This is a genomic window from Microbacterium sp. NPDC060132 (genome assembly GCF_042729675.1).
GTDB lineage: Bacteria > Actinomycetota > Actinomycetes > Actinomycetales > Microbacteriaceae > Microbacterium > Microbacterium sufflavum.
In genome coordinates this window covers 211,366-232,045 of record NZ_JBHWXU010000002.1, presented here as the reverse complement: position 1 = coordinate 232,045, position 20,680 = coordinate 211,366, and the positions used below count along the sequence as shown (strand labels likewise).

17 protein-coding genes and 1 riboswitch are annotated in these 20,680 nt (G+C 71.5%); all 17 genes read right to left on the bottom strand.

The genetic code is table 11. The annotated features are described in order from the left end of the window. Positions 1-32: 32 nt before the first annotated feature. The gene (argH, locus tag ACFWCH_RS17605) at positions 33-1,463 is read right to left on the bottom strand and encodes an argininosuccinate lyase (RefSeq protein ID WP_206253210.1); all 1,431 of its coding nucleotides are present in this window, start codon (positions 1,461-1,463) and stop codon (positions 33-35) included. Continuing rightward, a complete protein-coding gene (argF, locus tag ACFWCH_RS17600) occupies positions 1,463-2,392 on the bottom strand; it encodes an ornithine carbamoyltransferase (RefSeq protein WP_136035884.1) in 930 nt (309 codons plus the stop codon). Before argF ends, argH begins: the two co-directional genes overlap by 1 nt. After that, positions 2,389-3,594, bottom strand: a complete 1,206-nt coding sequence (locus ACFWCH_RS17595) for an acetylornithine transaminase (RefSeq protein ID WP_378803947.1) — start codon at positions 3,592-3,594, stop codon at positions 2,389-2,391. Before ACFWCH_RS17595 ends, argF begins: the two co-directional genes overlap by 4 nt. Continuing rightward, positions 3,591-4,508: an acetylglutamate kinase gene (gene argB, locus ACFWCH_RS17590; protein ID WP_136044381.1), complete on the bottom strand. Its 918-nt coding sequence runs from the start codon at positions 4,506-4,508 to the stop codon at positions 3,591-3,593. The genes ACFWCH_RS17595 and argB overlap by 4 nt, the downstream gene beginning before the upstream one ends. Further along, positions 4,505-5,662: a bifunctional glutamate N-acetyltransferase/amino-acid acetyltransferase ArgJ gene (argJ, locus tag ACFWCH_RS17585; RefSeq protein WP_206253206.1), complete on the bottom strand. Its 1,158-nt coding sequence runs from the start codon at positions 5,660-5,662 to the stop codon at positions 4,505-4,507. The genes argB and argJ overlap by 4 nt, the downstream gene beginning before the upstream one ends. Next, the gene (gene argC / locus ACFWCH_RS17580) at positions 5,659-6,723 is read right to left on the bottom strand and encodes an N-acetyl-gamma-glutamyl-phosphate reductase (RefSeq protein ID WP_206253205.1); all 1,065 of its coding nucleotides are present in this window, start codon (positions 6,721-6,723) and stop codon (positions 5,659-5,661) included. The genes argJ and argC overlap by 4 nt, the downstream gene beginning before the upstream one ends. A 239-nt stretch (positions 6,724-6,962) precedes the next feature. Beyond that, positions 6,963-9,113 carry a bifunctional hydroxymethylpyrimidine kinase/phosphomethylpyrimidine kinase gene (locus ACFWCH_RS17575; protein ID WP_378803946.1) on the bottom strand — a complete coding sequence of 717 codons (2,151 nt, stop codon included), beginning with the start codon at positions 9,111-9,113 and terminating at the stop codon, positions 6,963-6,965. Further along, complete coding sequence (thiM, locus tag ACFWCH_RS17570) at positions 9,110-9,958, bottom strand: hydroxyethylthiazole kinase (protein WP_136044253.1); 849 nt, start codon at positions 9,956-9,958, stop codon at positions 9,110-9,112. The genes ACFWCH_RS17575 and thiM overlap by 4 nt, the downstream gene beginning before the upstream one ends. Continuing rightward, a riboswitch (TPP riboswitch) is annotated at positions 9,949-10,042 on the bottom strand. (Overlaps the previous gene by 10 nt.) Before the next feature lie 7 nt (positions 10,043-10,049). Next, a complete protein-coding gene (locus ACFWCH_RS17565; protein ID WP_378803945.1) occupies positions 10,050-11,039 on the bottom strand; it encodes an NAD-dependent epimerase/dehydratase family protein in 990 nt (329 codons plus the stop codon). A gap of 81 nt (positions 11,040-11,120) precedes the next feature. Then, complete coding sequence (gene pheT, locus ACFWCH_RS17560) at positions 11,121-13,625, bottom strand: phenylalanine--tRNA ligase subunit beta (RefSeq protein WP_378803944.1); 2,505 nt, start codon at positions 13,623-13,625, stop codon at positions 11,121-11,123. Continuing rightward, a complete protein-coding gene (gene pheS, locus ACFWCH_RS17555; protein ID WP_136034273.1) occupies positions 13,625-14,665 on the bottom strand; it encodes a phenylalanine--tRNA ligase subunit alpha in 1,041 nt (346 codons plus the stop codon). The genes pheT and pheS overlap by 1 nt, the downstream gene beginning before the upstream one ends. 49 nt (positions 14,666-14,714) lie before the next feature. After that, complete coding sequence (locus ACFWCH_RS17550; protein ID WP_136034275.1) at positions 14,715-15,641, bottom strand: amino acid ABC transporter permease; 927 nt, start codon at positions 15,639-15,641, stop codon at positions 14,715-14,717. Then, entirely contained in the window at positions 15,638-16,285 is a 648-nt protein-coding gene (locus ACFWCH_RS17545) for an amino acid ABC transporter permease (RefSeq protein ID WP_136034277.1), read from the bottom strand. The genes ACFWCH_RS17550 and ACFWCH_RS17545 overlap by 4 nt, the downstream gene beginning before the upstream one ends. Positions 16,286-16,366: 81 nt before the next feature. Further along, positions 16,367-17,281 carry a glutamate ABC transporter substrate-binding protein gene (locus tag ACFWCH_RS17540; RefSeq protein WP_136034279.1) on the bottom strand — a complete coding sequence of 305 codons (915 nt, stop codon included), beginning with the start codon at positions 17,279-17,281 and terminating at the stop codon, positions 16,367-16,369. Between the two features lie 43 nt (positions 17,282-17,324). Then, a complete protein-coding gene (locus tag ACFWCH_RS17535; protein WP_136034321.1) occupies positions 17,325-18,071 on the bottom strand; it encodes an amino acid ABC transporter ATP-binding protein in 747 nt (248 codons plus the stop codon). 273 nt (positions 18,072-18,344) lie between these two features. Beyond that, entirely contained in the window at positions 18,345-19,304 is a 960-nt protein-coding gene (locus tag ACFWCH_RS17530) for a TAXI family TRAP transporter solute-binding subunit (protein ID WP_240753075.1), read from the bottom strand. Continuing rightward, entirely contained in the window at positions 19,301-20,677 is a 1,377-nt protein-coding gene (locus tag ACFWCH_RS17525) for a HAMP domain-containing sensor histidine kinase (protein WP_168443078.1), read from the bottom strand. The genes ACFWCH_RS17530 and ACFWCH_RS17525 overlap by 4 nt, the downstream gene beginning before the upstream one ends. Positions 20,678-20,680: the final 3 nt, after the last annotated feature.

Genomic DNA, 20,680 nt, shown 5'->3' with positions numbered 1-20,680 from the left:
AGCGGGCCGCGGACGACCGCGGCCCCCTCCGCTCACAGCCCGAGAGCGTGCGCCGCCGCCTGGGCCCTGGCCACCAGCTCGGCGCGCTGCTCGGCCACGCGCACCGGCGCGGTCCCGCCCACGCCCGACCGGGACGCCACGGAGCCCTCGATCGTCAGCACCTCCCGCACCGCGGGAACCAGGTGCTCGGACACCGACCGCAGCAGCTCGTCCGACGCCTCCTCCAGACCGATCCCCTGCTCTTCGCACGCGCGCACCAGCGCGCCGGAGATCTCGTGCGCATCGCGGAACGGCACCCGCTGCTTCACGAGCCACTCCGCCACGTCGGTCGCCAGGGAGAAGCCCTGCGGCGCCAGCTCCGCCATCCGCTCCGTGTCGAAGCGCAGCGTCGCGATCATCCCCGCGAACGCCGGCAGCACGACCTCGAGGGTCTGCACCGAATCGAACACCGGCTCCTTGTCCTCCTGCAGGTCGCGGTTGTACGCGAGCGGGAGGCCCTTGAGCGTCGCCAGCAGACCGGACAGGTTGCCGATCAGCCGCCCCGACTTCCCGCGCGCGAGCTCGGCGATGTCGGGGTTCTTCTTCTGCGGCATGATGCTCGAGCCCGTCGAGTACCCGTCGTCGAGCGTGACGAAGCCGAACTCGCGGGTGTTCCAGAGGATGATCTCCTCCGACAGGCGCGACAGATCGACGCCCGTCATCGCCGCGATGAACGCGAACTCGGCCACCACATCGCGCGCGGCCGTGCCGTCGAGCGAGTTCTCGGCCGGGCGATCGAGGCCCAGCTCGGTCGCGACGAGAGCGGGGTCCAGCCCCAGCGTCGAGCCGGCGAGCGCTCCCCCGCCGTAGGGCGAGACGCCCGCGCGACGACGCCAATCGACCAGGCGCTCCAGCTCGCGCACGAGCGGCCACGCGTGCGCCTGGAGGTGGTGCGCGAGGAGCACGGGCTGGGCGTGCTGCAGGTGCGTGCGGCCGGGAAGGATCGCCTCGGGGTGAGCCTCGGCCTGCGCCACCAGGGCATCGATCACCCGCAGCAGGTCACGCGCGATCACCCGGGCGTGATCGATCAGGTACATCCGGACGAGGGTGGCGATCTGGTCGTTCCGGCTGCGTCCGGCGCGCAGCCGACCGCCCAGTTCCGGCCCGAGCTCCGCGATCAGCGCCTGCTCCAGCGCACCGTGCACGTCCTCATCGGTCGGGACGGGCAGCAGCGTGCCGTCGGCGACCCTGCGAGCCACCGCGTCCAGCCCGTCGTGCATGCGCTGGGCCTCGTCCGGCTCCAGATACCCGGCCGCGGCGAGCGCCGTGGCGTGCGCGTGCGAACCCGCGATGTCGTACGGCGCCAGGATCCAGTCGAAGTGGGTCGAGCGGCTGAGCTCCACCAGCTCGGGCGAGGGGCCCGTGGCGAAGCGGGCGCCCCACAGCGCGCCCTCGTTCGTGCCCTCGTGCGTCTGTCCGGTCATCACGCGTCCTTCTTGCCGAGCAGCCACACCAGCAGCGCCTTCTGCGCGTGCAGGCGGTTCTCCGCCTCGTCCCACACCACGCTCTGCGGCCCGTCGATCACCGACGAGTCCACCTCGTAGCCACGATCAGCGGGCAGGCAGTGGATGAAGATCGCCTCGTCGTCGGCGAGCTGCATGGTCTCCGGCGTCACCTTGTAACCGCCCAGATCGCGGATGCGTGCGATCTTCTCCTCTTCCTTGCCCATCGACACCCAGGTGTCGGTCACCACGACGTCGGCACCCGCCGCCGCCTCGACCGGGTCGGTGAACAGGGTGATGGAGCCGCCGGTCTCCGCCGCACGGCGGTCGGCGGCCTCGATCACATCGGCGCGCGGCGCGTAGTCCTCGGGCGAGGCGATCCGCACGTGCATGCCCGCCGTGACCCCGGCGAGCGCGTAGGAGTGGGCCATGTTGCTCTGCCCGTCACCGAAGAACGTCAGGGTCAGTCCCTTCAGGTCGCCCTTGTGCTCGCGGATGGTCAGCAGGTCGGCGAGGAGCTGACAGGGGTGGAAGTCGTCGGACAGGGCGTTGATGACCGGAACGCGGGTGCCCTCCGCCATCTCCTCGAGTCCCGCCTGCGCGTACGTGCGCCACACGATCGCGGCGACCTGGCGCTCCAGCACCCGTGCGGTGTCGGACGGCGTCTCCTTGCCGCCCAGCTGGCTGCTCGCGGTCGAGATGATCAGCGGGCTGCCGCCCAGATCCGCGATGCCCACCGCGAACGACACCCGGGTGCGGGTGGACGACTTGTCGAAGATCACGGCGACGGTCTGCGGGCCCGCGAGGCTCTTGTCGGCCCAGCGGTCCTTCTTGAGCTCGAGGGCGAGGTCGAGGATCTCCGCCTGCTCGGCGGGCGTGAGGTCGTCGTCGCGCAGCAGGTGGCGGGTCATGCGGGTACCTTTCCGGGGGCGGAGGAGTGGACGTCGGCGAGGCTCGCCGCGAACAGCTCGCGGAACTCAGCCAGCTCGGCGTCGCCGATCGTGAGGGCGGGCGCGATGCGCACGGTCTCGGGGTTCGCGGCGTTCACGATCAGACCGCGCTCCTGGGCTGCCGCGACCACGGCTCCGGCGACCGGCTCGGTGAGCGCGACGCCGACGAGGAGGCCACGGCCGCGGACACCCGCGAGGAGCGGCGAGTCGATGCCCAGGATGATCTCGCGCAGCTCGGCGCCACGGCGGGCCGCATTGCCGACCAGATCCGCGCGTTCGATCTCGGCCAGCACCGCGTCGGCCACGGCGGTCGCGAGCGGGTTGCCGCCGAACGTGGAGCCGTGGGAACCGGGAGTGAACAGGGCGCTCGCGGCACCGTACGTGACCAGGGCCCCGATCGGGAACCCGCCGCCGATGCCCTTGGCGAGCGTGATCGCGTCGGGCGTGACGCCGTCGTGACTGAAGCCGAACCACTCGCCCGTGCGGCCGGCACCGGTCTGGATCTCGTCGACGATCAGCAGAGCCCCGTGCGCGAGCGTGAGCGAGCGCGCCGCCGCGAGGTAGCCCTCCGGCAGCTCGACGACACCGGCCTCGCCCTGGATGGGCTCGACGATGACGGCCGCGACCCGGTCGTCCATCGCGGCCTCCAACGCCTCGACGGTGGCCGGGATGTGCTTCACCCCGCCCGGCATCGGCGCGAACGGCGCGCGCATCGACTCCTTCGCCGTCAGCGCGAGGGACCCCATGGTGCGACCGTGGAACCCGTTCTCCAGCGCGAGGATGCGCGGGCGCTCCGCTCCACCATGCAGGCGCGCGAGCTTGAACGCCGCCTCGTTGGCCTCGGCCCCCGAGTTGGAGAAGAACACGCGCCCGTCGATGCCGGCACCCGCGAGACGCTTGAGCCGTGCGGCGAGCGCGAGCTGCGGCGGCGTCGCGAAGTAGTTCGAGACGTGCGCGAGCGTGGCCGCCTGCGTGGCGACCGCGTCGACGAAGACCGGGTGCGCGTGACCGAGCGAGGTCACGGCGATGCCGGCGAGGAAGTCGAGGTAGCGTCGGCCGTCGGCATCCCACAGGTACGAGCCCTCTCCACGGGTCAGCAGCGCCAGCCGCTCCCCCGCGTTGAGCACGAGATCACGTGCCGCGTCGTCCTGCCAGACGGTCATGCCGTCGCCCCTTTCTCTCCCAGGACCACTTCGGTCCCGATTCCCTTGCTGGTGAACAGTTCGACGAGCACCGAGTGCGGTACCCGTCCGTCGATGATCGCCGCGGCGTCCACGCCGCCCTCGACCGCGTCCAGGCACGCCCGCATCTTCGGGATCATGCCCGACTCCAGGCGCGGCAGCATCTCGATCAGCGCATCCGAGGTGAGGTGCGACACGAGCGAGTCGCGGTTGGGCCAGTCGGCGTACAACCCCGGCACGTCGGTGAGGATCACCAGCTTGCGCGCCCCGAGCGCCACGGCGAGTGCCGCGGCGGCCGCATCCGCGTTCACGTTCAGCGACTGGCCGGGGTGGTCGAGGTCGGGCGCGATGCTCGAGATGACCGGGATGCGACCGGCCGCGAGGTGGTCGAGCACCGCGGTCGGGTCGACCTGCACCACGTCGCCGACCCGGCCGAGGTCGATCTCCTCGCCGTCGACGACCACGCCGCGGCGACGCCCGCCGAACAGACCGGCGTCCTCTCCGCTGAGCCCCGTGGCGATCGGCCCGTGCGAGTTGATCTTCGCCACGAGCTGCGGGTTCACCTGCCCGGTGAGCACCATGCGCACGACACTGATCGCCTCGGTGTTGGTGACGCGGTATCCGCCCTTGAACTCGCTCGGGATCTCCAGCCGCTGCAGCATGTCGGAGATCTGCGGCCCGCCGCCGTGCACGACCACGGGCTGCACGCCGACGTAGCGGAGGTAGGCGATGTCCTGCGCGAAGGCCTCCTGCAGCTCGTCCGAGACCATGGCGTTGCCGCCGTACTTGACCACGACGATCTGGTCGCGGAAGGTCTTCAGCCACGGCAGCGACTCGATCAGCGTGGTCGCCTTCTGCGCGGCGACGTCGGGCGTGGTGTCCTGGATGTCGGTCATGAGGCGTAGGCGCTGTTCTCGTGCACGTAGTCGTGGGTCAGGTCGTTCGTGAGCACCGTCGCGGTGGCCTCGCCGACCTTGAGGTCGATCAGCAGGTGGGTGGCGCGCGGCGTGAGGTCGACCTCCTCGCGCGGACGGTCGGGGCCGCCCGCCGTGCACACCCGGACCCCGTTCATCCACACGTCCACGTCGTACGGGTCGAACTGCGCGTTGGTGGTGCCGATCGCCGCGAGCACCCGCCCCCAGTTGGGGTCGTTGCCGAAGATCGCGGCCTTGAAGAGGTTGTTGCGCGCGACCGAACGGCCCACCTCGACGGCCTCCTGCTCGGTGACGGCGTGACGCACCTCGATCGTGATGTCGTGGCTCGCCCCCTCCGCATCGCCCTGCAGCTTCACCGCGAGCTCCTGGCAGAGCGCGGTGAGCGCCTCGGCGAAGTCGTCGAGGTCGGGCACGACCTCGGAGGCCCCGTTGGCCAGCAGCGTGACCTGGTCGTTGGTCGACATGCACCCGTCCGAGTCGAGCCGGTCGAAGGTCTGTCCCGTCGCACGGCGCAGCGCCTCATCGGCCTGCAGCGGCTCCAGCACCGCGTCGGTCGTGAGCACCACGAGCATGGTCGCCAGGCCCGGGGCGAGCATGCCCGCGCCCTTCGCCATGCCGCCGATCGTCCAGCCGTCGCGCGACACGACAGCGGTCTTCGCGACCGTGTCGGTGGTCATGATGGCGTGTGCGGCGCTCTCTCCCCCGTCGGCGCTGAGCTCGGCGATGGCCTGCGCCGTGCCCTCGAGCACCTTGGCGCGGAAGGCCTCGTCACCCGTGCCGATCAGGCCCGTCGAGCAGACGAGCACGTCGCCCGCGCTGATGCCCAGCAACTCGGCGGCCGTCTCGGCGGTCTGGTGCGTGGTCTGGAAGCCGAAGCTGCCGGTGAAGCAGTTCGCCCCGCCCGAGTTGAGCACCACGGCCTCGACCACCCGGTCGGCCACGGCCTGCTGCGACCAGATGATGGGGTTCGCCTTGGCGCGGTTGCTGGTGAACACCGCGGCTCCGACCTTGCGCGGACCCCGGTTCACGACCACGGCGACGTCGGGCTTGCCAGTGGACTTGAGGCCGACGGCGACCCCGGCAGCTTCGAATCCTGCGGGTGCGGTAACGCTCACGGGGCGACTCCGTTGATCGAGAGGGCACGGGCCTCGGGGAGCCCCAGCGCGATGTTCATGGACTGGATGGCGGCACCGGCCGTGCCCTTGACGAGGTTGTCGACGGCGGTGACGACGGTGACCCGGTTGGCGGAGCGGTCGATCGCCAGGCCGATCAGGGCGGTGTTGGCGCCCAGGACGTCGGCGGTGCGGGGGAAGCTGCCCTCCGGCAGCAGCTGCACGAAGGTCTCTTCGCCGTACGCGCTCTCCCAGGCCGCGCGGATCTCCGCGTCGGTCGCGCCCTCGACGATCGGCGCGGTGGAGGTGGCGAGGATGCCCCGCGACATCGGGACGAGCACCGGCGTGAACGAGATGCGGATATCGGCGCCCGAGGCGTCGGCGTCGGCCGGACGGGCCGCAGCGAGCGCCTGCCGGATCTCCGGGATGTGCCGGTGGGTGCCGCCGACCGCGTAGGGGTTGGCCGAGCCGAGGATCTCGCTGGCGAGCAGGTTCGGCTTGAGGCTCTTGCCCGCCCCGGACGGGCCGACGGCGAGGACCGACACGATGTCGGACGGGTCGATCACTCCGGCGGCGACACCCGGTGCGAGGCTCAGGCTGACCGTGGAGGCGTTGCATCCGGGAGCCGCGATGCGCGTCGCCCCGCGCAGCGCGTCGCGCTGCCGTCCGCCCGCGACCGGCAGCTCGGGAACGCCGTACGCCCACGGCTCATGGAACGCGCCGCCGTAGAAGGCGTCCCAGGCGGCCGACGAGGTGAGCCGGTGGTCGGCACCCGCGTCGATCACCAGCGGGACGTCGCCGAGCGCGTCGGTGTACTGCCCCGACTGACCGTGCGGGAGGGCGAGGAACACGATGTCGTGACCCGCCAGGATCTCGGGAGTCGTGTCCTGGAGCGTGAGATGCGCGAGCGAGCGGAGGTGCGGCTGGTGGTCGACGAGCGGTTGACCGGCGTTCGAGTGCGCGGTGACGGTGCGGATCTCGATGTCGGGGTGGGCGGCCAGGAGGCGGAGGATCTCGCCGCCTGCATAGCCCGATGCGCCGGAGACGGCGACGGAGTACGTCATGCTTCTACCTTAACGGTCGGGTCCTCGACGATTTCGGGACCGGGGACGGGGCCGAAGGCGGCGACACCGGCACTCGACCGCCGCGCACGCGCAGGCAGGAGGGCGGGGTCGCCTAGAGTCGGCGGCCGCGGCGTCGGCGCACAGCGATGACGCTCGGAGCGAGCGTCGAAGGAGCGGTGGCGGCCGAAGGCATGTCGCGACAGTAGCGCGGCCGTCGTCGCCACCGCAAATCCGCACCGTCATCCGACGGCGGCGGCCTCCAGCGGCGCGGCGAAGAACGCCAGCTCGTGTGCGCTCGAGGTGCGGAACGCGCGCCGCATGCGCTCCCGTCCGGAGGCGTCAGACCGCGATGCCGCCGCGGTCGCGAATGCGATGGCCTGCGCCGTCGCCTCCTCGAACGCCGGATCGGCGTAGGTCGACAGCCACGAGGCATAGGGGTGATCGGGATCACGGGCCTCCGCGCCGAAGTCTCCCGCGTGCAGCCGCCTGCCCAGATCGGTGTACAGCCAGAAGCACGGCAGCACGGCGGCGACGAGCTCGGCATGATCGCCGCCGAACGCGACCGATCGCAGATGGTCGAGGTACGCGGTGGTCGCGGGCGCGGGTTCCGCCGCGAACGTCTCCGCGCTCACCCCGCGCTCGGGCGTGAGCCACGACGCGTGCAGCTCCAGCTCCCCCACGATCGATCCGTGCGCCGCGTGCGCCCAGAACGCCTGCTCCGCCGAGGTGGGGGCGGTCCGCGCCGCGGCCGCGAGCACCCTCGCGTACTCGCGCAGATACAGCGCATCCTGCGCGAGGTAGAACAGGAACGGCTCGCGCGCGAGTGTGCCGTCGGCGAGACCGCGGAGGAAGGGCAGCGCGTCGATCCCGTCGCGCACGTCGGCGATGTCCTGCCACCAGTCGCCGGCGATCTCCTCCGCCGTCTGCCGGGTTTCCAGGTCGCCGCGGTCCCACATTCCAGCGAAATGATGGACGGGCCCATGTCCCTGCCCCACGGCGAGCGCACCCGCCGCCCGCAGCGACTCTCGCAGCCAGGCGCGCGCGGCATGCACCGCGTCGGACGGCGTGAGACCGCGGGCGAGCAGGGTGGCGAGCGCCGACGACAGGGAACAGCCGGTGCCGTGCGTGTTGGTGGTGGGGATGCGCGCTCCGGGGAACTCGTCCCGCAGGCCGCGGTCCGCGTCCACAAGCGCATCCGGCGCCTCGTCACCCGTGAGATGCCCGCCCTTCACGAGCACCGCGGCGCCGATGTCGGCCGACAGCTCCTCAGCAGCGGCGAGCGCATCCGGCCAGTCGGTGACGGGGCGACCGACCAGCACGGCGAGCTCGGCGAGGTTCGGCGTGACCACCGTGGCGCGCGTCAGCAGCCCCCGCAGTTCACGCTCCGCGTCGGGGGCGAGCAGACGGTCGCCCGATGTCGCCACCATGACCGGGTCGAGCACCACCACCGGGGGACGCTGCACATCGAGCCAGTCGGCCACCGTGCGGATGACCTCGGCGTCGGCGAGCATCCCGATCTTCACGGCGTCGATGACGATGTCGTCGGACACGGCGTCCAGCTGCGCGCGGAGGAAATCCGCCGGAGGAACGTGGACCGCCCGCACTCCCCGCGTGTTCTGCGCCGTGAGGGCGGTGAGCGCCGCCATCCCGTATCCGCCGTTCGCGGCGATCGCCTTCAGGTCGGCCTGGATGCCGGCGCCGCCCGACGGGTCGCTGCCGGCGATGCTGAGCACACGCGGCACGACCCCCGCCCGCCAACGACGACGGAACGCGGAGGCCGTCTCCGCGGGGTCCGCGGCGGCGCAGAGCGCGGAGACCACGGCGAGCCCCGCCGCGCCTGCGGCCTGGAGCGCCTCGGTGTCATCGATGCCGACCCCGCCGATCGCGACGCACGGGAGCGGGCTCTCGGCCGCGAAGGCCGCGAACCCCTCGACGCCGAGCGGCTCCGGGTGGTCCGGTTTGGTGCTCGTGGGGCGGATCACCCCGACACCGAGGTAATCGATGGTGCCCTGCGGCAGTGCGCGCACGGCATCGAGGTGTTCACGGGTGTTCGCGGTGAGTCCGATGAGCGCGTCCGGACCGAGCAGCTCTCGCGCACGCCGCACCGACGCATCGGCCTGGCCGAGATGCACGCCGTCGACCCGCGCGCCGCGCGCCCGCGCCTCGACAGCGGCGTCCAGACGATCGTTGACCACCAGCAGCGCCCGCCCGTCGATCACGGCGGAGAGCGCGATGAGCTGCTCGACGGTCTCCTCGTGCGCGGCGTTCTTGTCGCGCAGCTGCACGATGCGTGCGCCGCCGTCGACCGCGCGGCGCACGGTCTCGACCACACCGCGCTTCCCGCACAGCCCGGGATCGGTGACGAGATACAGCGAGAAGTCGGCACTCATCGGGTCTCCTCCGACACGCGGGCGCCCGCGGCGACGTCATCCGCGGTCACGGCGTCGAGCGCGTCCAGCAGCGCGACAGCGAAAGTGCCGGGCCCTGCGGCGACCGGGGCGGCGTGCTCGGCCGCCACGGTGTAGACGAGGGTCGCCGCGGCGACCGCCGTGAGCGCATCGTCTCCCGTCTGCCGAGCGGTTCCGAGGAAGGCCGCCATCACGGCGCCCAGAGCACAGCCGCCACCCGTCACGCGCGTGAGCAGTTCGTGGCCGTTGGCGATGCGCACGACGCGATCGCCGTCGGTGATCAGGTCGACGGGCCCGGACACGGCCACCACGGCTCCCGTGGTGCGGGCGAGCTCCTGCGCCGCCCCGGCAGCGGCTTCGGTGCCGTCGGTCGCGTCGACGCCGCGACCGCCGGCCGTGTGGCCTGCCAGGGCGAGGATCTCGGACGCATTGCCGCGGATCGCGGTCGGACGCCGCGCCGCGAGCTCATGCGCGAGGGTCGTGCGCACCGGCAGCACGCCGATCGCGACCGGGTCGAGCACCCACGGGGTGCCGGACGCCGCGGCTCCCGTCACGGCCTCCACGCTCGCGGCGCGCTGCTCGGGCGTCGGCGTGCCCAGGTTGATCAGCAGACCGGAGGCCACACCGGCGAACATCTCGGCCTCGCCGACGATGTCGACCATCGCGGGCGCGGCGCCCAGGGCGAGCAGCACGTTGGCGGTGAAGCCCGTGACGACCGCGTTGGTGACGCAGTGCGTCAACGGAGGCGACTGCCGCAGCGCCTCCCGCAGTCTTCCCGCCGAGGCGGCGAGGTCGGGGGTGGAAACAGGACGCAGAAGATCGCTCATCGCGACATCCCTTCGCTAGTACGAACTAGATCAGGTTCGACGGGTGTGATCTCAGCCGCGGATGCGGCACCCCGTGTCACTGCCTCGCAGTCTAGCGAGCTCCGGCGGGTCCCTCCGTGACGGCCGCGAGGATCCGCAGCTCCTCGGCGCGGGTCAGCCCCGCCCTCCGCTCCCGGTCGACGCCGCGTGCGCGCTCGTCGTCGATCACGCGCGCGATCGTGTCGGCCAGCGGACGCAGCGCCCCGCCGCGCGCCCGATAGGCGGCGTTCGACCGCGTCATGAATCCGGTCATCTCCTCGGGCAACCAGAGCGGGAGCGAATGCGGGCCCATCCAGTACTCCACGCCCTGGGCCACCAGCCGATCCGCGTCGGCGATCACCGTCGCCCCCTCGTGACCCGCGGCACGACGCACGGCGTCCAGCACCTCCCCGAGCGGACGCGCGTCGCCGATCGCATTCACGGGAGAACCGGGAGACGCCGTCACGAGGAACGCCGCCAGATCGTCCACATCGATCACCTGCGCGGTCTTCCCGTCGAGGGGCGGCAGGAGCACCGGACCGTCGGCCGCGCGGAGAAAGGCGGCGGCCCAGTAGCCGAAGCGATCGCTGGGGTCTCCGTCGCCCACGATCAGCCCGGGACGCGCGACGAGCGCGCGTGCGCCGAGGGCCGCGACGGCGTCTTCCGCCGCGACCTTCTGGGCCGCGTAGTCGTCCTCCCCCTGGCCGTCGCGCGCGGGCGCGTGACGCGGCGCGGACTCGTCGGCGCCCGCGGTCATGTCATCGGCGTACACCGACATCGACGACACGTACGTCCACTGCGCCGCACGATCGCCGAGGGCCGCGACGGCCTCCGCGACGTGTGCCGCCCGTGAGGAGACGTCCACGACGTGATCCCACTCGCGGCGGGCGACCTCCGCATAGGCGTCCGGTGCGTCCCGGTCGGCGACGATCAGCGCCGCCCCGTCGGGAGCGGCACGCCCCCCGCGCGCGAGGCAGGTCACGTCCGCGCCCGCCTCCAGCCAGCCGTGGGCGATCCGCCCCGAGAGCCAGCCCGTCCCGCCCAGGATCAGCACATCCGTCATGTGCCCATGCCAGCAGCATCCGGGGAAACGCGGAAGGCCTTCCGCTCAGGGCAGAGCGGAAGGCCTTCGCGACGGGGTCGATCAGTCGCGCAGTGCGGCGCCGAATCGCTCCGCCGCGACCGCGACACCCGCCAGCTTGGCGTCGGTCGCCTCCGCAGCGGTGAGCGTCCGGTCGTCGGCGCGGAAACGCAGCGCGAACGTCAGGCTCTTGGCTCCCTCGGACACGCCCTCACCGCGGTAGTCGTCGACCAGTCGCACCGACTCCAGCAGCGCGCCCGCCCCCTCGGCGAGCGCCGCCCGCACCTCGCCCGCCGGCACATCGGCGGCCACGGTCAGCGACACGTCCTGCGTGGCCGCGGGGAACGTCGACAGCGAGGCCGCCACGATCCGCGTCCCCGCGAGGGTGAGGATGCGGTCGAGGTCGAGCTCGAGCACGGTGGCGCGACCGGGCAGGTCGGCGTCCTCCGCCACCGAGGGGTGCAGCTCCCCGACGTAGCCGACCTCCTCGCCGGCCGCGACGAGCGCCCCGGTGCGGCCGGGATGCAGCGCGGCGCGCTGCGCCTGTCGCACGTCGATGTCGATGCCCGCGGCGGCAGCGATCACGCGCACGGCGTCGAGCGCCTCGACCAGCCCCGACGCCTCGGCGGGACGACCCGGCTGACGCGGCGACACGTTGCCGGTGAGGAGCACCGCGATGTGGCGCTCCTGGGGCGGGATGGACGCGTCGAGCGCGGCGAGCGTCTCGTCGGAGGGGCGCACGCCGAGCGGCGGCACCTCGTCGGTTCCGTACTCGACGCCCGGCTCCGGCAGGAACACGAGGCCCGTCTCGAAGAGGGCCAGGTCGGTCATGCCGCGGGCGATGTTGCGGTGCGCGGTCTGCAGCAGCCCCGGGATCAGCGAGCGGCGCAGGTACGGGGCCTGCCCGTCGAGCGGGTTCGCCAGGCGGATGCTCGGCAGGTGCTCTCCCGACGCGGAACCGTGCAGGTCGTTCTGCGCCTCGGTCGTGAACGGGAAGGCCGGCGTCTCGACGAAGCCCGCCGCCGCGAGCGCGTTCGCCACGCGGCGACGACCCTGCTGGTGGGCGGTGAGGCCGCGACCGGACGGCGGCGTCGGCAAGACCGCGGGGATGCGGTCGAGCCCGTGGATGCGGGCGACCTCCTCCGCGAGCGTCCACTTGTCGGTGAGGTCGGGTCGCCAGGTGGGCGGGATCACGGTCCAGCCGGCTTCCGCCTCCGTCACCTCGGCGCCGATCGTCGTGAGGGCGCCCGTGATCTCGTCGTCGGTGTAGTCCACGCCGATGAGCCCCTGCACGAAGCCGGCCGGCAGCGCGATGTCCTCCACGAACACCTCGGCGAACAGCGCGCCGCCCTCGTCGGTGAGCGTTCCGCCGGCGAGATCGACCATGAGGTCGGCCGCCCGACGCGCCGCCACGAAGGGGATCAGCGGGTCGACGCCCCGCTCGAAGCGCTTGGACGCCTCACTGGGCAGCTTGTGGCGACGGGCCGTCCTGGCGATGGTCGTGGGGTCGAACGTCGCCGCCTCGATCAGCACGTTGCGCGTGGTGTCGCTCATCTCGGTCGTGCCGCCGCCCATGACACCGGCGAGGCCGATGGGTCCGGACTCGTCCGTGATGAGCAGGTCCTCCTCGTGCAGCGCACGCTCCACGCCGTCGAGCGTGGTCATCTTCTCGCCCGGCGTCGCGCGACGGACCGTGATGCCGCCCGCGAGCTTGTCCAGGTCGTAGCCGTGCAGCGGCTGCCCGAGCTCGAGCATCACATAGTTCGTGATGTCGATCAGCACGCCCAGCGACCGCATGCCGGCGAGGCTCAGCCGGGCGATCATCCACGGCGGCGTCGGGCGCGACGGGTCCACGTCCCGCACGACGCGCGTGACGAACTCGCTTGCACCGACGTTGCCGCGCACCGGGGCCCGGTCGTCGACGACGGTCGTGTGACCGGAGCCGGGCTGCAGCTCGGCGAAGTCGCGCTCCGCGGGGTCGCGGAAGGTCGCGCCCGTGGCGTGGGCGTACTCGCGGGCGACACCGCGGACCGAGAAGGCGTAGCCGCGATCGGGCGTCACGTTGATCTCCACCGCGACGTCGTCGAGGCCGAGCAGCGCGATGGCGTCGGTGCCCACCGGGGCATCGATGCCGAGGTCGGACAGCACGACGATGCCGTTGTGCTCGTCGCCGAGGCCGAGCTCGCGCGCGGAGGCGATCATCCCGTCTGACACGTGCCCGTAGGTCTTGCGCGCGGCGATCGGGAACGGGCCGGGCAGCACCGCACCGGGAAGGGTCACGACGACCTTGTCCCCGGCGACGAAGTTGTGCGCCCCGCAGACGATCCCGCGGACGCCGCCGTGCTCCTCCCCGACGTCCACCTGGCACCAGTTGATGGTCTTGCCATTGGACTGGGGCTCCGGTTCGAGCGACACGACCTGGCCGACCACCACGGGACCCGTGATGGCGAAGCGGTGCACGTCCTCCTCTTCGAAGCCGACCGTCACCAGCGCCGCGAGGACATCCTCGGGCGTGGTCTCGGGGGCCAGATCGACGTACTCACGCAGCCACGAAAGCGGGACGCGCATCACACCACCATCCCGTACTGCTCGCTGAAACGGACATCGCCCTCGGCCATGTCGCGCATGTCCTGCACATCGCTGCGGAACATGAGTCCCCGCTCGATGCCCATGCCGAACGCGAAGCCGCTGTAGACCTCTGGATCGATCCCGGCCGCGCGCAGCACGTTCGGGTTGACCATGCCGCAGCCGCCCCACTCGATCCAGCGCGCGCCGCCCTTGAAGGTCGGGTGCCACAGGTCGAGCTCGGCGGACGGCTCGGTGAAGGGGAAGTAGTTGGTGCGGAAGCGCATCTTCGCCTCCGGCCCGAAGAGCTGACGCGCGAAGTGGTCGAGCGTGCCCTTCAGGTGCGCCATCGTGATGCCCTTGTCGATCACGAGCCCCTCGAACTGCGTGAACACCGGCAGGTGCGTGGCGTCGAACTCGTCGGTGCGGTACACCCGCCCGGGGCACAGCACGTAGATGGGCACCTCGCGGTCGAGCATCGAGCGCACCTGCACCGGGCTGGTGTGCGTGCGCATCACCAGGTGACGCGAGGTCGGGTCGACGTAGAACGTGTCCTGCTCCTGGCGGGCGGGGTGGTCGACGTCGAAGTTCAGCGCATCGAAGTTGAACCACTCGTGCTCGAGCTCCGGTCCCTCCGCGATCTCCCATCCCATGCCGACGAAGATGTCCTCGACCTGGTCCTGGAGCAGCGTGAGCGGGTGGCGGGCACCGACGCGCGTGCGCGAGGGGACGGCGGTGATGTCGACCCGCTCGGCCTCGAGCCGTGCGGCGACCTCGGCGGCGGCCAGCTCGGCCTCCTTCGCCGCGAGCGCCTGGGTCACGCGCCCCCGCCCCTGGCCGACGAGCTTGCCGAACGCGGCCTTGTTCTCGGGGGCGACCTGGCGCATCGAGGCGTTCAGGACCGCGAGCGGCGATCCCTCGGCGACGTGCGCGGCTCGGGCGGCTTTCAGCTCGGCGGTGTCGGCGGCCGCATCGATCGCCGCGAGGGCGTCGGCGACGGCGGCTTCGACCGCGTCGGGGGTGATTTCCGGAGACTCTGACACGGGAGTCGAGTCTACCGGCGCGGGACGCGCGTCCCGCGCCGGTCGCGACTCAGAGACCCGGACCTCCGGCGTTGTCGGCGTCGAACTTCCCCGCACCCTTCTGGAGCACGATGAGCGAGGTGTTGGTCTCGCCGCCGTGCTGCCGCGGATCGGGCTCGGCCGGTCCCGCCTTCGGCGAGCGCTTCGCCCGACGCTGCAGCCGGTAGGCGATGTAGGAGAGCAGGAGACAGACCGCGACGTACATCGAGCCGCCGACGATCGCCGCCGGGATCAGCGGCGAGCCGTAGGGCGCCTGGTTGCCGATCTGGTTGATGACGTACAGCAGCTCCTGATACGTGATGATGAAGCCGAGCGCGGTGTCCTTCAGCGCCACCACGAGCTGCGCGATGATCACGGGCATCATGGCCCGCACGGCCTGCGGGAGCAGGATGAGCGACATGACCCCCGTCTTGCGCAGACCGATCGCGTAACCGGCCTCCTGCTGTCCGCGCGGCAGCGACTCGATCCCGGCGCGCAGGACCTCGGCGAGAACGGAGCCGTTGTAGACGATCAGCGCGATGACCACGGCCCAGTAGGGCGGCATCTTGACGCCGAGCACGGGAAGACCGTAGTAGAGCAGCATCATCAGGATCAGGACGGGCACGGCCCGCAGGATCTCGATGATCCACCGCACGGGCTCACGCACCCAGGCGTGCTCGGAGAGCCGGCCGATGCCGAGGACGAAACCGAGCACGAGGGAGCCGACCCCCGCGACCGCGAAGGCGGCCAGGGTGCTCAGCAGTCCCTCGCCGAAGCGCACCCAGACCGCGGAGTAGGTGAAGATGTTCCACTTCTCGGGGGCGAACTGGCCGGTGGCGTACAACCGCCACACCACCCAGCCGAGGACGGCCAGCACCACCAGCACCGTGACGGCGCCGATGAGACGGTTGCGGGCGACCGCGCGGGGCCCGGGGACGTCGAACAGGACGGAACTCATCGCGCGATCCTCCACTTGTTCTCGAGCACGCGCTGCACCCAGCTGAGCAGCAGCACGAGCACGACGAAGATGACCATGACCCACAGCAGCACGACCAGCGCGTTCTCACCGCGCTCGCTCAGTGCCGCCCTGATCGTGCCGAGGTTGACCACCGAGAACCCGGCGGCCACCGTGGTGTTCTTCATGAGGGCGATCAGCACGCTCATGAGCGGCGGGACCACGGACCGCGTCGCCTGCGGGAGCACGACGTAGCGCATGACCTGGCCGAAGTTCAGTCCGATCGCCCGCGCGGCCTCCGCCTGCCCGACCGGGACCGTGTTGATGCCGGCGCGGATGGCCTCCGCGACATAGGTGGCGGTATAGAGGCCCAGCGCGATCACGGCGAGGAGCAGGGCGTTGACCCGCTCCCCCAGCAGGATCGGGAGGCAGAATGCGAAGAAGAACATCACCAGCGTGAGCGGGGTGTTGCGGATCCAGTTCACGTACACGCCGCCGACGGCGCGCGCGATCGGAACCGGCGACACCCTGGCCGCGCCCACGATGAGGCCGAGCACCACGGCGATGAGGCCACCGCCGAGGAACAGCGCGATGGTCCCCCACAGCGCTTCACCCCAGAGATCGAGGTGGTCTGAGATCACTCCCACTGCTGTGCCTTTCGGTTCGTTTCTACGTCAGATGAGGCGACGGAAGCGGGGCGGGCGACCGTGCCGCCCGCCCCGCGGTGATCAACCGACCGGGTCGACCTCGGGCTGCTCCGCCTTCACACCGGAGGCACCGAGGTTGTTGTCGAAGATCTGCTGCCAGATGTCGCCACCGTCGGTCAGCTGCGTGTTGAAGTACTCGACCAGCGCGTCGTCGCCCTTGGCCACGCCGATGCCGTAGCGCTCCTCGCTGAAGGGCTCGCCGACGACCTTCAGGTTGTCGGGGTCCTGCGCGGCGTAGCCGATGAGGATGGCCTCGTCGGTCGTGACCGCGTCGACCTGACCGTTCTTCAGGTCCTCGACGCACTTGGAGTACGTGTCGTACTCCTTGGTCGGGACATCGGGGTAGTTCGTCTTGATGTTCTGGATCGGGGTCGAGCCGGTCGCCGAGCACACCGTGGTGGACGAGCTCAGGTCGTCCACGCTCTCGATGTCGCTGTCGGCGCCGACGAGGAGGCCCTGACCGGTGACGAAGTACGGGCCGGCGAAGGAGATCTGCTCCTTGCGCTTGTCGGTGATCGAGTAGGTGCCGACGTAGTAGTCGATGTCGCCGTTGACGATGGCCTGCTCGCGGTTCGCGGAGGCGATCGCCTGGAACTCGATCTTCTCCGGGTCCACGCCGAGCGATGCGGCCATCCAGCGCGCGATGTCGACGTCGAAGCCGGTGCGGTCGCCGGTCACGGGGTCGAGGTAGCCGAGACCGGGCTGGTCCTCCTTGACGCCGACCTTGACGGTCCCCGACTCCGAGATCCGGTCGAAGGTCGGGCTGCCGTCGATGCTGACGTCCTCCAGCACCGTCCACGGCGTGGCGCTCGAGGTGTCCTCGTCGCCGTCCTCGGGTGCTCCGGTGCTGGACGGGGTGCCGCTGTTGCAGGCGGTCAGGGCGAGCAGCGCCGCCGCCGCGATCCCGATGCCTGCCAGTGTCCGTGTGCGTCGCATGTGCGTCTCCTTCGTGTGCTGTGGGTGCAGGGGTCTGGTGGGGTCAGTGGGTGAGGAGCTTCGAGAGGAAGTCCTTGGCGCGGTCGCTCTTCGGGTTGGTGAAGAACTCCTCCGGCTTCGCCTCCTCGACGATCCGGCCGTCGGCCATGAACACGACACGGTCGGCGGCCTTGCGCGCGAAGCCCATCTCGTGCGTGACGACGATCATCGTCATGCCGTCCTGGGCGAGCTCGACCATGACGTCGAGGACCTCGTTGATCATCTCCGGGTCGAGCGCACTGGTGGGCTCGTCGAACAGCATGACCTTGGGCTGCATCGCCAGGGCCCGCGCGATCGCGACGCGCTGCTGCTGACCGCCGGAGAGCTGCGCGGGGAGCTTGTTCGCCTGCTGCGCGACGCCCACGCGCTTCAGCAGCGTCATCGCCTCGGCCTCGGCCTCCGACTTCTTGAGGCCGCGGACCTTGATCGGCCCGAGCGTCACGTTCTCCAGGATCGTGAGGTGGGCGAAGAGGTTGAACGACTGGAACACCATGCCGACGTCGGCGCGCAGGTGCGCGAGCGCCTTGCCCTCGGCGGGGAGCTCCTTGCCGTCGATGCGGATCGAGCCGCTCGTGATCGTCTCCAGGCGGTTGATCGTGCGACACAGCGTCGACTTGCCCGACCCGGACGGGCCGATCACGACGACGACCTCGCCGGTGTTCACGGTCAGGTCGATGTCGCTGAGCGCCTGGAACTCGCCGTAGTGCTTCTGGACGTTCTCCACGACGACGAGAGGGGTTTCAGAGGTCATCATTTCTCCAAACTAGCCACGCGTTGCGCGCGGTTCCAGGCACCACGGTGAGGTTTACACGTTCGTAATCACCTGATCGCGGCGACAATGCGGCAGTGCAGGGTCGCCCCACGGCCCGCCCCCTCGGGCCGTGGGATCGCCCTGCTGCCACGCTCCCAGCGACAGCAGGCAGCAGGTGTCCGATCGTGTGCGATCGACCTCACCCTGGCAGAGCTGCTCGGGTGCCGTCCGACTTCTTGAGGATTTCTTGAGCAGCCGGACGGCCGCCACGGATCACCCCCGCAGGTCGCGGTAGTACTCCTGCGCGCCGGGGTGCAACGGCACCGGACCCGTGAAGATGGCCGACCTCCGGTCGAGCAGCGCCGCCGCCGGCACCTGTTGCGCGAGAGCCGTCCTGGCATCGAATAGCGTCGCCAGCACATCGCGCACCACCCCCGCGGGCGTCGAGCCCGCCGTGACCAGGTAGTTCGGCACGGCCAGGGTGGTGACCGCGGCAGCGAGCCCGTACGTCCCCGCCGGCACGTCGGCAGGCCTGTACGCGTGCGAGTAGCGGTCGTTGACCTCGTTCACCCACTCCTGCTCGATCGGCAGCAGGCGCACGTCCGCGGTCCGTGCCAGCTGCGCGATCCCCGGGGTCGGCAGCCCGCCCACCCAGAAGAACCCGTCGATCTCGCCCTCCGCCATGGCCGCGATCGACGCACCGAGGTCGAGCTGGGGGTCGCGGATCGACGCCGCGTCCACCCCCGCCGCGTCCAGCACGCGCCCCGCGATCACGTTGACCCCCGAGTTCTCCGCCCCGAGCGACACCGTCATCCCGGCGAGATCGGCGAGGTCGTGCACCGGGGAGTCACCGCGCACGACCACCTGCAGGTACTCGTCGTACAGCCGTGCGACCGCCGTCACGTCCTGCGGCTCGGTGAAAGCCCCCGTCCCGGCCACCGCGTCGGCAGCGGCGTCGCCCTGCGCGAACCCCAGCAGCGCCTCCCCGGCGCTCACCCGCAGCAGGTTGTCGACCGATCCGGCCGTCTGCTCCGCCACCAGGTCGACCGTCCTGGCGCTCGACACCGCGTCGGCCACCGCGGTGCCGTAGGCGAAGTACACACCCGTCGAGCCTCCGCTCGCGATCGTGTACTCCTCGTCGCCCCACTCGCCCGACCGGGTCGCACACGCCCCGAGCGTCAGCGCCAGGCACGTCACGAGCAGTCCGGCGACCAGGCGCCCCACCCGGCTCACGCGGCGCCCTCCGCGGGGAGCACCAGCGCGACCAGCAGCCCGCCGCCGTCGGCCGAGCTCACCCGCAGTTCTCCGCCGACCGTCGTCAGCAGGTCCGTCGCGATCGCCAGCCCCAGGCCCGTGCCCGGCTGGTCGCCGCTGTCGGCGCTGCGCCAGAACCGATCCGTCGCCGCCTCCGCGTCCTCCCGGCTGAGCCCCGCCCCGTGGTCGCGCACGGTGAGATGGCACCCGTCGGCGTGGCGCCGCGCCCCGATCTCGATCGTGCCTCCGGCGGGCGAGTACTTGACGGCGTTGTCGATCGCCGCGTCCAGGGCGGCCTCCACGATCGTGCGGTCCGTGATCGTCATCACCGAGTCCTCGCCGGTGCGGTGCAGCGTCATACCCCGATGCTCGGCCACGTCGCGCCAGGCCTCCAGCCGCCGCGACGCCACGGCCGCCAGGTCGACGGCCGACAGCGTGGAGTCCGTGCGCCCGCCGCGGGCCAGCCCGAGCAGCGTCTCCAGGATGCGGCTCATCCGCCGGCCCTCCTCACGCGTCTCCTCCACGTCGGCGTCCCACTCCGCTCCGAGCCCCGTCGCGAGGTGCTCGACCCGCAGCAGCAGCGCGTTCAGCGGGTTGCGCAGCTCATGCGAGGCGTTCAACGCGAACTCCTGCTGCCGCGTCATCACCCGTTCGATCTCGTCGGCCATGCCGTTGAACACCCGCGTCATGCGCCGCAGCTCCGGGGGTCCGGTGTCCTCTGCGACCCTGGCATCCATCTCGCCGCGCTCGATCGCCACCATCGCCTCGTCCAGCCGTCGCACCGGCGAGAGCACCCACCGCGCGAGCCCGGCCACGAGAAGCACGCCGAGCCCGCTCAGCACCACCACGACGGCGCCCAGGAGCAGCGTCTGCTGCAGGATCGCGGCGCGAGGACGGTCGACGTCGCCGGCCACCAGCACCGCGCCGATCACGTCACCGTCGTCGAACACCGGCTCCACGAGCGCCGCATCCGGTACGGCCCACGGCGGCGCGGGCGCGGGCTGCTCGGCACGACGGCCGGAGAGCGCCAGCCGCACGCGCTCCGCATCCGCCTCCGACAGCACCGCGTCGCCGTGCGCGCCCGCGGCCCACGCGGCCCCCGCGAGGTCGAACACGGTCACCTCGATGCCGTACACCTCCTGGAAGCGCCGTACCTCCGCGTCGACCACCGCGGGGCTGCCCGAGCGCAGCGCCTGTCGTGCGCTGGTGACGAAGTAGCCGAGGTCGCCAAGCTGCTCGGTGTAGAACGCCTGCTGGACACTGCGCGACGCGCTCCACGCCGCCACTCCCCCGAGCGACACCAGGACCGCGACCAGCGGCACCAGGAACATGACGATCAGGCGACGGCGCACGAC